We start from the raw sequence: 12856 nt of genomic DNA on the forward strand, positions 1-12856 counted from the left end.
CCGACGGGGCGCGGGGCTGTGGCATGGCGCGGCTCAGCCGCGTGGGCGCGACCAGCCGCGAGTGACCCGCAGTTTTCAGCGCACCGCATTCAGCGCACGGCAGGAGAGAGGGAGCATGAGCAGCCGTACCGTCATCCGTAATGGCCTCGTCATCACCGCGTCCGACGAGATCCACGCCGACGTCCTGATCGAGGACGGCCGGGTCGTCGCCCTCGCCGCGAGCGGCACCCCGGCGGCCGAGTCGTGGACGGCCGAGAGGACCATCGACGCCACCGGCAAGTACGTCATCCCGGGCGGCGTCGACGCCCACACCCACATGGAGCTGCCCTTCGGCGGCACCTTCGCCTCGGACACCTTCGAGACGGGCACCCGGGCCGCGGCCTGGGGCGGCACCACCACCATCGTCGACTTCGCGGTGCAGAGCGTCGGCCGCTCACTGCGTGAGGGCCTCGACGCCTGGAACGCCAAGGCCGACGGCAACTGCGCCATCGACTACGCCTTCCACATGATCGTCTCCGACGTCAACCAGGAGACGCTCAAGGAGATGGACCTGCTGGTCCAGGAGGGCGTCACCTCCTTCAAGCAGTTCATGGCCTACCCCGGCGTCTTCTACAGCGACGACGGTCAGATCCTGCGCGCCATGCAGCGCTCCGCCGAGAACGGCGGCCTGATCATGATGCACGCGGAGAACGGCATCGCGATCGACGTCCTCGTGGAACAGGCGCTGGCGCGCGGCGAGACCGACCCGCGCTTCCACGGCGAGGTGCGCAAGGCGCTCCTGGAGGCCGAGGCCACTCACCGGGCCATCAAGCTCGCCCAGGTCGCGGGCGCTCCGCTGTACGTCGTGCACGTCTCGGCGCAGGAGGCGGTCGCCGAGATCGCGCGGGCGCGCGACGAGGGACTGAACGTCTTCGGCGAGACCTGCCCGCAGTACCTGTTCCTGTCGACCGACAACCTCGCGGAACCGGACTTCGAGGGCTCGAAGTACGTGTGCAGCACGCCCCTTCGGCCCAAGGAGCACCAGGCCGCCCTGTGGCGGGGTCTGCGCACCAACGACCTCCAGGTCGTGTCGACCGACCACTGCCCCTTCTGCTTCGTGGGCCAGAAGGAGCTGGGCCGGGGCGACTTCTCGAAGATCCCCAACGGCCTCCCGGGCGTCGAGAACCGCATGGACCTGCTCCACCAGGCCGTGGTCGACGGGCACATCTCGCGCCGCCGCTGGATCGAGATCGCCTGCGCCACGCCGGCCCGGATGTTCGGCCTGTACCCGAAGAAGGGCACCATCGCGCCGGGCGCCGACGCCGACATCGTCATCTACGACCCGCACGCCGAGCAGGTCATGTCGGTCGAGACCCACCACATGAACGTCGACTACTCGGCGTACGAGGGCAAGCGCGTCACCGGGCAGGTCGAGACCGTGCTCTCGCGCGGCGAACCGGTCATCACCGAGCGGGAGTTCACCGGACGCGCGGGTCACGGCGTCTACACCCCCCGCTCCACCTGTCAGTACCTTCTCTGAGCGACTAGGAGTGGCGCCATGGACTTCGGACTCGTCCTGCAGACCGACCCCCCGGCCTCCCGCGTCATCGACCTGATGAAGCGCGCCGAGGGCAACGGCTTCACGTACGGCTGGACCTTCGACTCGGCCGTGCTGTGGCAGGAACCCTTCGTGATCTACAGTCAGATCCTCGCGAACACCGAGAAGTTGACGGTCGGCCCGATGGTCACCAACCCGGGCACCCGCACCTGGGAGGTCACCGCCTCCACCTTCGCGACGCTCAACGACATGTACGGCAACCGCACGGTGTGCGGCATCGGGCGCGGCGACTCGGCGATGCGCGTCGCCGGACGCAAGCCCAACACGCTCGCCCGCATCAGCGGCGCGATGAAGGTCATCCGTGCCCTCGGCCGCGGCGAGGAGGCCGACCTCGGCGGCACCGTCGTCAAGTTCCCCTGGGTCAAGCCGGGTGCCGAACTCCCGGTCTGGATGGCCGCGTACGGTCCCAAGGCCCTGAAGATGACCGGCGAGGAGGCCGACGGGTTCATCCTCCAGCTCGCCGACCTCTATCTCACCGAGTACATGGTCAAGGCCGTGAAGGACGCTGCCGTCGAGGCCGGGCGTGACCCCTCCGAGGTGAAGATCTGCGTGGCCGCGCCCGCGTACATCACCGAGGACGACTCGCCGGAGGCCCTCGCCCACGCGCGTGAGCAGTGCCGCTGGTTCGGTGGCATGGTCGGCAACCACGTGGCCGACCTGGTCTCCAAGTACGGCGAGCACTCCGCCGCCGTACCCGAGGAACTCACCGACTACATCAAGGCCCGCGAGGGCTACGACTACTCCCACCACGGGCGCAGCGACAACCCCGACACCAAGTTCGTGCCGGACGAGATCGTCGACCGGTTCTGCCTGATCGGCACGGCCGAGCAGCACATCGAGAAACTGAAGGCGCTGCGCGCGCTGGGCGTGGACCAGTTCGCGGTGTACGACATGCACGACGCGCAGGAGGCCGTGATCGACGCGTACGGGTCGAAGGTCATCCCGGCCGTCAACGGCTGACAACTCCGCTCCGGGCGGCCGGCCTCCGGCCGCCCACCGCACCACCGCCGGCGGTACTCCGGTCACCGCTCCTCCTCCCCATACGTCTCCTTCCCTCCGTCCGGGAAGGGGATCACCGCACCACCGCATCCGCACAACCCCCCACGGCGTCACCCGCACGGCCTCTCCCGTCACTCCTCACTTGATTGGCCTGCCCATGACCGAGACCGTCCCCAGCGAGGGCCCGCCCGTCGCTCAAGTCACGCTCCCCGACGGCCGGGTGGAGATCGCGCCCGACACGCCCGCGCCCAGCGGCCCCTACGCCAACGAGGACCTGCTGCCCGTCCCGGTCGAGAAGCGCACCTGGACCACGTACAACTTCTCGGCGCTGTGGGTCGGCATGGCCCACAACACCGCTTCCTGGACCCTTGCTTCCGGCCTGATAGCCGTCGGCATGGACTGGAAGCAGGCCGTGTTCACCATCGCGCTGGCCAACCTGATCGTGCTGGTCCCGATGCTGCTCACCGGGCACGCAGGACCCAAGTACGGCATACCCTTCCCCGTCTTCGCGCGCGCCTCCTTCGGTGTCCGCGGCGCCAACCTGCCCGCTGTCGTGAGGGCGTTGGTGGCCTGCGGCTGGTTCGGCATCCAGACCTGGATCGGCGGCGAGGCGATCTACTTCCTCGCCGGGAAGCTCTTCGGCGACAGCTGGGCCAACGCCTCGAAGGTCGGCGGCCACGCCTGGACCATGTGGTTGTCGTTCGCGATCTTCTGGGTGCTGCAGGTCGCGATCATCTACCGGGGCATGGAGACGATCCGTCGCTTCGAGAACTGGGCGGCGCCCTTCGTGCTCCTGGGCGCCGGTGTGATGCTGTGGTGGATGAGCAGCAAGGCCGGCGGCTTCGGCCCGCTGCTCGACCAGCCCTCCAAGCTCGGATGGGGCGGCGACTTCTGGAAGCTCTTCTGGCCCTCGCTCATGGGCATGATCGGCTTCTGGTCCACGCTGTCGCTGAACATTCCCGACTTCACCCGGTACGGCAAGAGCCAGAAGGCGCAGACCTGGGGTCAGGCGCTCGGTCTGCCGACCACGATGACGCTCTTCGCCTTCCTGTCCGTCATGGTCACCTCGGGCTCGCAGGCCGTGTACGGCGAGGCCATCTGGGACCCGGTCCAGCTGGCCGCCAAGACGGACAACGTCTTCGGCCTCCTCTACGCGCTGGTCACCGTGCTGGTCGCGACCCTGTCCGTGAACATCGCGGCCAACCTGGTCTCGCCGGCCTTCGACTTCTCCAACCTCGCCCCGCGGAAGATCAACTTCCGTACCGGCGCACTCGCCACCTGTGTCCTCGGCGTGCTGATCTTCCCCTGGAAGCTGTACTCCGACCCGCAGGGCTACATCTTCACCTGGCTCGGCCTCGTCGGCGGTCTGCTCGGCACCGTCGCCGGCATCCTCATCGCCGACTACTGGATCCTGCGCCGCACCAAGCTCGACCTCGCCGACCTGTACCGCACGGGCGGCCGGTACTGGTACGACGGCGGCTGGAACTGGCGGGCCGTCGTCGCCTTCCTCACCGGAGGCGTCCTGGCCGTCGGCGGCGCCGACTTCCATCCGCTCATCGACGGACGGCCCATCCCGGCGCTGAAGTCCCTGGCCGACTACGGCTGGGCGGTCGGACTCGGTACGTCGATGGTGCTGTACCTGGCGCTGATGCTGCTGCGGGGCAAGGAGAAGACCGCTGTCTGACGCGTGAGGGAGAACAGCCCTCGGAGAACGGCTGAGGGACAACAGCTGTCGGATCAGCGCGGCGGTGGGAGAACGGTCAGCCCTTCTGGCCGTTCTCCAGCGTCGCCACCACGTCCTTGGCGGCCTTGATGGCCCCCTTGTTGATCTCGTCCGTGCTGGGCGCCTTCTTCGTCTCGAAGTTGCTGCCGTTGTACGTGACGACCACCAGCGCGTTGGACGCGCGGGCGATCACCACTCCCTCACGGGTCTGCTGCTTGTCCGTGGTGGTGAGGTTCACGACCGAGTAGGCCGAGTCGCCGAGGCCGGGAACCGCCCCGCCGCCGCTCTTGTCCGATACGCGCCCCGTATAGGACTTCTGCGCCGCCTCGGCCGAATCCTTGATCTCGTACGAGACGTCCAGCCAGTGGTAGTCGAAGCCCTTGAGCGCGTTCCAGGAACAGGTGCGACGCACCGACTTGTCGGTCGACGGAATCTCCTGGCCGGCCGTCTTGGCGCCCGGGACAAGCGCCTTGATCGTCTTCTCCGTCACGCCGGTGCAGGGCGCGGGGGCCGCGGTGTACGTCTTCGCGACCGCCGTCGCCGCGGGGCCCGAGGGGGACTGCGTCGTCTGGGGCGACTTGTGGTCGGTGGCGGCCGGAGTCGTCGTCGACGTGCCGGACGACATGACCCAGCCCGTGCAGGCGAGGACCGCGACCGGCAGCAGGCGCGCGGTGAGGGCGAGTGGCAGAGGAAGAGAATGCACGGCGCACTTCTCGTGGGGGACGGTGCGGAGGGGGTCCACACTGCGGACGGAACGCCAGTGTCACATGACTCCCTGTGGGGCGGAAGTGCCAACTCACTCCGTGCCTGTGCGGTGACAGTGACTCACTGGGAATCGTCCGTCCGCCACTTCGCCGTCACCAGCCACACCGCCGCCCGGAGTCGAACACCGCGATCCGTCTCATAAGGGCGCAAGGTGTCCCGCAGGGCCTCGCGCGTGTCGGCGTCGACCGCCCGGCCGGGCGTGCGGGAGAGGATGAAGCCGACCGCGTCCGCGGCGTCGCGCCCCCAGGTCGTCTCCGTCACGACCGGAGTCACCGTCACGTCGTCCCACCCGCGAAGGACCTCGCGGATGTGCGCCGGGTCGGACAGGGAGGCCATGGCGGCCTGGACGGCGACCGTCGCGGCGTCCGGTTCGTCCAGGAGTTCTCCGAAAAGGCTCAGGGCGCGTGACTCCTCCACCTCGGGACCGGCGGGCCGCGGACAGACGAACGCGAGCCGCCCGCCCGGCCGCAGCGAGCGCGCCAGGTTCCGGAACGCCGCCGCGTGGTCCGCGAAGAACATCACCCCGCCCCGGCTGATCAAGACGTCGTATCCGGCGGGCGGGAAGGGATGGATCTGGGCGTCGGCGAGCTCGTACGCGACGTTGGTGACCCCCTCCGCGGCGGTCGCCGCCCGGGCCCGGTCGAGCAGGGGTGCCGAGATGTCCACCCCGACGGCGTGCCCGTGCGCCGCCAGCCGGCCCGCGATCCGGGTCGTCGCACCGGCCCCGCACCCGACGTCGAGGACGCGGTCGCCCGAAGCGATCGCCGCCGCGTCGAAGAGCGCGGTGTTCAGGCCCGACACGAGCGTGTCATAGCGCTCGTGGTGGCTCGCCCAGTGATGGCCGAGGCTGCCGTTCCAGACCCGCGCCTGAGCGGAGTTGGCGATCCGTGTCATGAGGTCTCCTCGGCCGTGCGGACGGGAAGCGCGCTCTCGATCCGGTCGACGGCGGCGAACGCGCCGTACGCCACCAGATGGACCAGACAGTGGTCGGTATGGATGGGTTTACGCCAGGCCGTCACGTCCTCGTCCGTGATCCGGTACGGGGCCAGCGCGGCCAGCAGCGCGAGCCGCGCCCCGGGCCGTGAACGGTCGGGCAGCGCGTCCCACGCGAGCGGCGGGTGCGAGCCGTCCCAGTCCCGGAGCGTCTCCTGTACGAGGATCCGGTCGGCCTCGTCGAGAAGACCCTCCCCCTCGGTGGCGGCGGCCCGCAGTGCGGCGTAGGCCGGGCCGACGGTGGTCCCGCGCGCCCAGTCCGGACCGGGCCCGGAGTCGTCGAGGAGTTCCAGGCCCGCACCCGGCACGGCTCGCCGGCGCACCGTCCGGGCGACGGACCGCCCGGCCAGACTCCGCACCGCCCGGAACCGTTGCGCGTTGCCCGGCAGCAGACTCTCGGTGAGCAGCGCCGACACCACGCGGTTGATGAAGTGGAAGGACAAGGCGGTGCCGATGTAGGCGGGGGCATGCGCGACGGGGAAGGGGTACGGCGCCAACTCGGGCGCCCCCGGGGTCCGGGTCGCCCCGCCCCATGCCAGCACACGCGCGTGCTCCTCGTCGGCGGGGGTGTCCCCGCGCGCCACCGCCTCCGCGAGCCGATGGTCCCCGGTCGCGTGCAGCAACATCGTGTGCGCGTCCACGCAGAACGGGCACCGGTTGGCGACGGACACCCCGAGCGCCGCGAGTTCCTTCCCCGTCCGGCTGCCCTCGCCCGCGATCAGCGACTCGCGCATCAACGCCCAGGCGGAGGCCATGAGACCGGGAGCGGGCGAGAGCACGACGAAGGTCACCGCGCGCTCGATGCCGAAGTCGTCGGCGAGCTGGGCGTAGACGCCCGCGACACGGCCGGTGGCGGACTTGGGCGGAGACGGGGTGGTGTAACGGAAGGGACTGGACATGGGACGCCTCCTGGTAGGGAATGAGCGCGGGGCCGGTGGATGCGCTCGCCGTCGCCACCCTCCTCCAGGGAGCCGTCCCCGGTCGTCGTCCACCCGAAGGCATCCCGAGCCACCTCCACCCGCCCAGCACGCGCCGTGATCTACTCCAGCCGGAGTACGCCAGGCCCCCTCCACAGGTCTGACGCCACTGTGCGAACGGCCGTCTATCGTGCGGAACATGGCGTTGGACCAGGGCACGCGCAGGCACCTGTCCGACGCGGCCCTCGCGGTCGTGGTCGGTGCCCTCGTCATGGCCGCGGCCGCGGCCGACGACGGCGCGACCCCCGCCGACTACGCGCTGATCACCGTGGGCTCCCTCGCCCTCGCGGCCTACCGCCGCGCCCCGCGCCGGGTACTCGCGGTCAGTACGGTCACCACGACGGCGTACGTCCTGCACGCCCACCCCGGCACCCTCGCCGCCCTCCCGGTACTGGGCGCCGTCCACACGGCGGCCCGAGCGGGGCACCGAGGAGTGGCGGCGCTCGCGAGTGCCCTGTTCCTGGCGGCATTCGTGACCACGGACCTCACGGCACGCGCAGGCGCCGAGCGCTCTCTCCTGCTCGCCGGCTGGTTCCTGTGCGCCCTGGTGACAGGCCTCGCCGACCGCAACTGGCAGGCGTATCTGCGCCAGACGGAACAGCGCGCGATGGAAGCCGAACGCACCCGTGAGGAGGCGGCCCTGCGCCGGGCGGGCGAGGAACGGCTGCGGATCGCCCGCGAGTTGCACGACTCGCTCACACACAGCATCTCGATCGTCAAGCTCCAGGCGGGCGTCGCCGTCCACCTCGCCCGCAAACGCGGTGAGGAGGTCCCGCCCGCGCTGCTCGCCATCCAGGAGGCGGGCGGCGAGGCGATGCGCGAACTACGGGCCACGCTGGAGGTGTTGCGCACCGACGAGCCGACCGGCACCCCCGCGCTGCTCGTGGAGCGGGCCCGCGCGGCCGGTCTCGCCGTGGAGCTGACGGTGTGCGGCGAGGAGCGTCCGCTCACGGCGACGGTCGACCGTGCCGCCTACCGCATCGTCCAGGAGGCCCTGACGAACGCCGCGCGCCACGCGGGCCCCGCGAAGGTGGCCGTCCAACTCGACTACAGCACCGACGACCTGACGATATCCGTCGTCGACGACGGCGGCGCCGACCCGTCCCGTCCGCCCACCCCCGGCATCGGCCTCACCGGCATGCGCGAACGCGTCACGGCCCTCGGCGGCACCCTGCACGCCGCACCGCGCACGGAGGGCGGCTTCTCGGTGCGCGCCGAACTGCCGCTGGGGCTACCGGAGGAGGTGCCGTGATCAGGGTCGCGCTCGTCGACGACCAGGCGCTGATGCGCGCCGGCTTCCGCGCCCTGCTCGACGCCGAGGACGGCATCGAGGTCGTGGGCGAGGCCGCCGATGGCAAACAGGGCCTCGCGCTGGTGCGCGCTTCCCTGCCGGACATCGCCCTCGTCGACGTGCAGATGCCGGTGATGTCGGGCATCGAGGCCACCCGCCGTATCGCCGCCGACCCGGAGCTGTCCGCTGTGCGCGTCGTCATGCTCACCAACTACGGCCTGGACGAGTACGTCTTCGAGGCGTTGCGGGCCGGGGCCAGCGGCTTCCTGCTCAAGGACACCGAGCCCGCCGACCTGCTCCAGGCCATCGAGGTCGTCGCGCGGGGGGAGGCACTGCTGTCCCCGTCCGTGACCCGCACCCTGATCGGCGAGTTCGTCGCCCGGCCCCCGGACCGGGCCACCGCGCCCGGCCTGGAGTGCCTCACCCGCCGCGAACGCGAGGTCACGGCACTGGCCGCGCGCGGTCTGACCAACGAGGAGATCGCCGCGCACATGGTCATCAGCCCGTTCACCGCCAAGACCCACATCAGCCGGGCGATGACGAAGCTGGGCGCCCGCGACCGGGCCCAACTGGTGGTGTTCGCCTACGAGTCGGGCTTGGTGACGGCGCGGGGGAGTGCGAACTGAGGGGTGCGTGGGGGCTCCCCGAGCGGGGCATCGCCTCATCTTGCCGGACACCACGGTCCCGCGGCGCACCATCGGGCAGTGCCGCAAGGGGTCAGAGATCAGGCGGCACATGAACAGTCCCGCGGACGACACGGAAATCGCCATCGCCATCGATCCCCGGTTGCTCGTCCTCGTCCCCGCCCCCGGCGACGTCTGACGGTCCGTCTCCTGGTACCGCCGTCGGCCCGACGTGGCTCAAGTTGAACTTCTGACTCACCAAGAGGTATGAGCTACAGTCCGCGAGCCGCGTACTCAGCGGCACAGCACGTCAACGGGAGAGTAATGAATCGGCACATCATGGCCCGCGTCGGCACAGCCGTCACCGCCACCGGGCTGGCACTGGCACTGGGCGCGGGAACCTCCTTCGCCGGCGGCAACTACGTCGGCTCGTTCAAGAAGAACGGCAGGTCCGTCGCGACCGTGGTGTTCGAGCCGCGGAACTCCTCCGGGGGACCTCAGTTCACCGACGTGATCGACTCGGCCAAGGACGGGCACTCGATCCGAGCGGTCACCTATGACGCGACCACGGGCAAGCGGCGGAACACCTGCGAGACCAGTTCCGTCAAGGACTGCGAGATCTCGCCCCGGATCGCCAAGGGCCACAAGGTCCGCGTCAAGGTGTACTGGGTCAAGGGCAGGACGGCGACCTACCTCGGCACGGTGATGACCGACAAGGGCAAGCTGCCGGTCGTCTGACCGAGAGTCTCCGCCCGGTGAGAACCGCGTCGAGGTGCCGTCCCGGACGGCACCTCGACGCGCGGACGGGTGTCAGGGCGTGAGAGCCACATCGAAGCCTCCAGCGGCTCCCAGCTGTTTCGCCGCCACACCGGTGGACGACGGTCGCCGGCCGATGGGCGCCGAAGTGAGAGCGCGCCCGATCGGTAGTCTGCTCCCTGATCAGGGCGACCGGAGCCGAGCCGGAACTCCCCGGATTCCTCCCCCAGCGCGTCCGGAGGACTGATCGGTACCGGCCGACGCGCGCAGACACCGAGGTGAGAGATGTCCTTCACTACTCGACCCACGCTTCAGGGAACCTTCGGCATGGTGTCCTCCACGCACTGGCTCGCCTCGCAGTCGGCGATGGCCGTCCTGGAGGACGGCGGCAACGCGTACGACGCCGCCGTCGCCGCGGGCTTCGTGCTGCACGTGGTCGAGCCGCACCTCAACGGACCCGCCGGCGAGGTCCCGATCATCCTCGCCCCGGCGGGCGGCGAGGTGCGTGTGCTGTGCGGACAGGGCGTCGCGCCCGCCGGGGCGACGATCGCCCACTACAGGGGACTCGGTTTGGATCTCGTACCCGGCACCGGGCCGCTCGCGGCCGCCGTGCCCGGCGCCTTCGACGCGTGGATGCTGCTCCTGCGCGACCACGGCACGAGGTCCCTCGCCGACGTCATGAAGTACGCCATCGGATACGCGGAGGACGGGCACCCGCCCGTGGAGCGGGTCGGCGAGACCGTGGAGTCGGTGCGCGCACTCTTCGAGACGGAGTGGACCTCGTCGGCAGAGGTCTACCTGCCCGGCGGGAAGGCGCCGCGTCCCGGCGAACTGTTCCGCAATCCCGCCCTCGCCGCGACCTGGCGCCGACTGCTCGCCGAGGTCTCAGGGGAGACCGGCCGCGCGGCGCAGATCGAGGCCGCGCGCCGCGTCTGGCGCTCGGGCTTCATCGCCGAGGCCCTGGTACGGCAGGCCCGGCGGCCCACCATGGACACCAGCGGAAACCGCCACACCGGCACCCTGACAGCCACCGACCTCGCCTCCTGGTCCGCGAGCTACGAGGCGCCCGCGACGTACGACTGGCGCGGCTGGACCCTGTGCAAGGCGGGCCCCTGGAGCCAGGGCCCGGTCCTCCTGCAGCAGCTCGCCCTGCTCCCGCCCCAGCTGCCGCGGTACGGCTCCGCGGAGTACGTCCACCTGCTCGTCGAGGGCTGCAAGCTCGCCATGGCCGACCGGGAGGCCTGGTACGGGGACGCGGCCGAGGTGCCCCTCGACGAGCTGTTGTCGCCGGAGTACAACGCCGAGCGGCGTGCCCTCATCGGCCACAAGGCCTCCGGCGAGCTGCGCCCCGGCAGTCCCGGCGCGCGCACCCCGATGATCAGTGGTCACGCGCGCGAGGTCGCCGCCGGGGAGCCGGGCTTCGACGCGCTGGCGGTACCGGGCGCGGGTGAACCCACCGTGGCCAGGGCCGCGGGGGAACCCGAGGTGGCCCAGGACGGCGGCACCCGGGGCGACACCTGCCACCTCGACGTCGTCGACCGCTGGGGCAACATGGTCGCCGCCACCCCCAGCGGCGGCTGGCTTCAGTCCAACCCGGTCGTCCCCGAGCTGGGCTTCCCGCTCGGCACCCGGCTCCAGATGGCCTGGCTGGACGAGGGGCTGCCCAACTCCCTCACGCCCGGCCGCCGCCCCCGTACGACGCTGACACCCTCGCTGGCGCTGCGCGACGGAGTCCCGGTCATGGCGTTCGGAACCCCGGGCGGCGACCAGCAGGACCAGTGGCAGACCCACTTCTTCCTGGCCGTGGCGCTGCGCGCCGAGGTGCGCGGCGGACTCGACCTCCAGGGCGCGATCGACGCCCCGAACTGGCACAACGACAGTTTCCCGAGCTCGTTCTACCCGCGCGGCATGCGCCCCGGCAGCCTCACCGTCGAGTCCCGCACGGACGGGGCGGTCGTCGAGGAGCTGCGCCGTCGCGGCCATGACGTCCAGGTCGCGGAGGCCTGGTCCGAGGGCCGGCTGTGCGCGGTGGCCCGGGATCCGGAGACGGGTGTGCTGTCGGCGGCGGCGAACCCGCGGGGGATGCAGGGGTACGCGGTGGGCCGCTGATCAGCAACTCCGGGAATTCACGGCGATTCCACCCGGAGTGCACCGGAGGGGTGGGGATTGTCAGTGGCGCGTGTTGTCATGGAGCCATGATCGAAGACATCGAAACCATCGACGAGTTTCTCGCGCACCGCACGTCCGACGTCGAAGAAGCGATCCGGCAGGCGGCTGCCGACGAGATCATGCCGCGCTTCAGGCAGCTGACCGCGGACGAGATCGACGAGAAGAGCGGCCCGCACGACCTCGTCACGGACGCCGACCGCAAGGCCGAGGAGTGCCTCACCGAGGCGCTCGCCAAGCTGCTGCCCGGCTCGGTCGTGGTCGGCGAGGAGGCGGTCCACGCCAATCCGGCGACGTACCAGGCGATCCAGGGGCAGGCCCCGGTCTGGATCGTCGACCCGGTCGACGGCACTCGCCAGTTCGTCCACGGCGACACCGGTTTCTGCACGCTCGTCGCGCTCGCCGTGGGCGGGGCCGTCCAGGCGTCCTGGACCTATGCCCCGGCCCGCGACCAGCTCGCCGTCGCCGTGCGCGGCCGGGGTGCCCGCCTCGACGGCGAGCTGCTGCGCCCGGGTGCGCCCACGCCCGGCCGAGACCTCGAGATAGCCACCTCCCACCCCGACTACACCACCGACGCGCAGAAGCGCGCTCTCCTCGGCCTGCGCACCGAGGGCGTGCGGCCGCGTCCCTGCGGTTCGGCGGGGCTGGAGTATCTGGCCGTCGCCCGCGGTGAGCTGGACGCGACGGCCTTCTCCTGGGAGGCGGCCTGGGACCACGCGGCGGGCCTGCTCCTCGTCGAGGAGGCGGGCGGCGTCCACCTGACCCTCACGGGCGAACCCTTCCGCATCACGGGAGGCAACACCCTCCCCTTCACGGCGGCCCGCGACGAGACCACGGCCCGTCGGGTACGGGGCTTGCTGACCGCCGGCCTCTGACCCCACCGACGCGCCGAGGGCATGGCGGCGTCGACAGCCGGCCGCGGCCCCTGGGGCTGAGAGCGGTGGCGAAGGCCGAGGGGTTGCGCTG

The 12856-nt window shown here is 71.0% G+C and carries 12 protein-coding genes; 9 read left to right on the top strand and 3 right to left on the bottom strand.

What is annotated here, in order from left to right; translation table 11 throughout:
* Positions 1-115: 115 nt before the first annotated feature.
* The 3 genes from hydA to AAFF41_RS37460 all read left to right on the top strand — a co-directional run bounded on the left by hydA (position 116) and on the right by AAFF41_RS37460 (position 4280).
* On the top strand, positions 116-1519 hold the full coding sequence (gene hydA, locus AAFF41_RS37450) for a dihydropyrimidinase (protein WP_319749677.1): 1404 nt from the start codon (positions 116-118) through the stop codon (positions 1517-1519).
* A gap of 18 nt (positions 1520-1537) precedes the next feature.
* Positions 1538-2557: a TIGR03842 family LLM class F420-dependent oxidoreductase gene (locus AAFF41_RS37455; protein ID WP_054230369.1), complete on the top strand. Its 1020-nt coding sequence runs from the start codon at positions 1538-1540 to the stop codon at positions 2555-2557.
* A gap of 196 nt (positions 2558-2753) precedes the next feature.
* Positions 2754-4280 carry an NCS1 family nucleobase:cation symporter-1 gene (locus AAFF41_RS37460; protein WP_343325356.1) on the top strand — a complete coding sequence of 509 codons (1527 nt, stop codon included), beginning with the start codon at positions 2754-2756 and terminating at the stop codon, positions 4278-4280.
* Between the two features lie 76 nt (positions 4281-4356).
* Here the strand turns inward: AAFF41_RS37460 and AAFF41_RS37465 are convergent, their stop codons facing one another.
* The 3 genes from AAFF41_RS37465 to AAFF41_RS37475 form a co-directional block, all read right to left on the bottom strand.
* Complete coding sequence (locus AAFF41_RS37465) at positions 4357-5022, bottom strand: hypothetical protein (RefSeq protein ID WP_319749675.1); 666 nt, start codon at positions 5020-5022, stop codon at positions 4357-4359.
* A gap of 122 nt (positions 5023-5144) precedes the next feature.
* Positions 5145-5978: a class I SAM-dependent methyltransferase gene (locus tag AAFF41_RS37470; protein ID WP_343325357.1), complete on the bottom strand. Its 834-nt coding sequence runs from the start codon at positions 5976-5978 to the stop codon at positions 5145-5147.
* Positions 5975-6976: a carboxymuconolactone decarboxylase family protein gene (locus tag AAFF41_RS37475; protein WP_319749673.1), complete on the bottom strand. Its 1002-nt coding sequence runs from the start codon at positions 6974-6976 to the stop codon at positions 5975-5977. The genes AAFF41_RS37470 and AAFF41_RS37475 overlap by 4 nt, the downstream gene beginning before the upstream one ends.
* 217 nt (positions 6977-7193) lie before the next feature.
* Here AAFF41_RS37475 and AAFF41_RS37480 point away from each other — a divergent pair, with 217 nt between their 5' ends.
* The 6 genes from AAFF41_RS37480 to AAFF41_RS37505 all read left to right on the top strand — a co-directional run bounded on the left by AAFF41_RS37480 (position 7194) and on the right by AAFF41_RS37505 (position 12765).
* Positions 7194-8306 carry a sensor histidine kinase gene (locus AAFF41_RS37480; RefSeq protein ID WP_319749672.1) on the top strand — a complete coding sequence of 371 codons (1113 nt, stop codon included), beginning with the start codon at positions 7194-7196 and terminating at the stop codon, positions 8304-8306.
* On the top strand, positions 8303-8971 hold the full coding sequence (locus AAFF41_RS37485; RefSeq protein WP_067362402.1) for a response regulator: 669 nt from the start codon (positions 8303-8305) through the stop codon (positions 8969-8971). The genes AAFF41_RS37480 and AAFF41_RS37485 overlap by 4 nt, the downstream gene beginning before the upstream one ends.
* A 40-nt stretch (positions 8972-9011) precedes the next feature.
* Positions 9012-9167 carry a hypothetical protein gene (locus tag AAFF41_RS37490; protein WP_343325358.1) on the top strand — a complete coding sequence of 52 codons (156 nt, stop codon included), beginning with the start codon at positions 9012-9014 and terminating at the stop codon, positions 9165-9167.
* 125 nt (positions 9168-9292) lie between these two features.
* A complete protein-coding gene (locus AAFF41_RS37495; protein ID WP_319749670.1) occupies positions 9293-9706 on the top strand; it encodes a hypothetical protein in 414 nt (137 codons plus the stop codon).
* A 303-nt stretch (positions 9707-10009) separates the two neighbouring features.
* Positions 10010-11833, top strand: a complete 1824-nt coding sequence (locus AAFF41_RS37500) for a gamma-glutamyltransferase family protein (RefSeq protein WP_319749669.1) — start codon at positions 10010-10012, stop codon at positions 11831-11833.
* Between the two features lie 86 nt (positions 11834-11919).
* Positions 11920-12765: an inositol monophosphatase family protein gene (locus AAFF41_RS37505; RefSeq protein WP_319749667.1), complete on the top strand. Its 846-nt coding sequence runs from the start codon at positions 11920-11922 to the stop codon at positions 12763-12765.
* The last annotated feature ends 91 nt before the right edge of the window (positions 12766-12856 follow it).

It is taken from the genome of Streptomyces mirabilis (assembly GCF_039503195.1).
GTDB classification, from domain to species: domain Bacteria; phylum Actinomycetota; class Actinomycetes; order Streptomycetales; family Streptomycetaceae; genus Streptomyces; species Streptomyces mirabilis_D.

What these genes read in the sequence shown, in the direction of transcription:
- hydA (WP_319749677.1), top strand. Translation starts at nt 116, where the DNA reads ATGAGCAGCCGTACCGTCATCCGTAATGGCCTCGTCATCACCGCGTCC.
- AAFF41_RS37455 (WP_054230369.1), top strand. Translation starts at nt 1,538, where the DNA reads ATGGACTTCGGACTCGTCCTGCAGACCGACCCCCCGGCCTCCCGCGTC.
- AAFF41_RS37460 (WP_343325356.1), top strand. Translation starts at nt 2,754, where the DNA reads ATGACCGAGACCGTCCCCAGCGAGGGCCCGCCCGTCGCTCAAGTCACG.
- AAFF41_RS37470 (WP_343325357.1), bottom strand. Translation starts at nt 5,978, where the DNA reads ATGACACGGATCGCCAACTCCGCTCAGGCGCGGGTCTGGAACGGCAGC.
- AAFF41_RS37475 (WP_319749673.1), bottom strand. Translation starts at nt 6,976, where the DNA reads ATGTCCAGTCCCTTCCGTTACACCACCCCGTCTCCGCCCAAGTCCGCC.
- AAFF41_RS37480 (WP_319749672.1), top strand. Translation starts at nt 7,194, where the DNA reads ATGGCGTTGGACCAGGGCACGCGCAGGCACCTGTCCGACGCGGCCCTC.
- AAFF41_RS37495 (WP_319749670.1), top strand. Translation starts at nt 9,293, where the DNA reads ATGAATCGGCACATCATGGCCCGCGTCGGCACAGCCGTCACCGCCACC.
- AAFF41_RS37500 (WP_319749669.1), top strand. Translation starts at nt 10,010, where the DNA reads ATGTCCTTCACTACTCGACCCACGCTTCAGGGAACCTTCGGCATGGTG.
- AAFF41_RS37505 (WP_319749667.1), top strand. Translation starts at nt 11,920, where the DNA reads ATGATCGAAGACATCGAAACCATCGACGAGTTTCTCGCGCACCGCACG.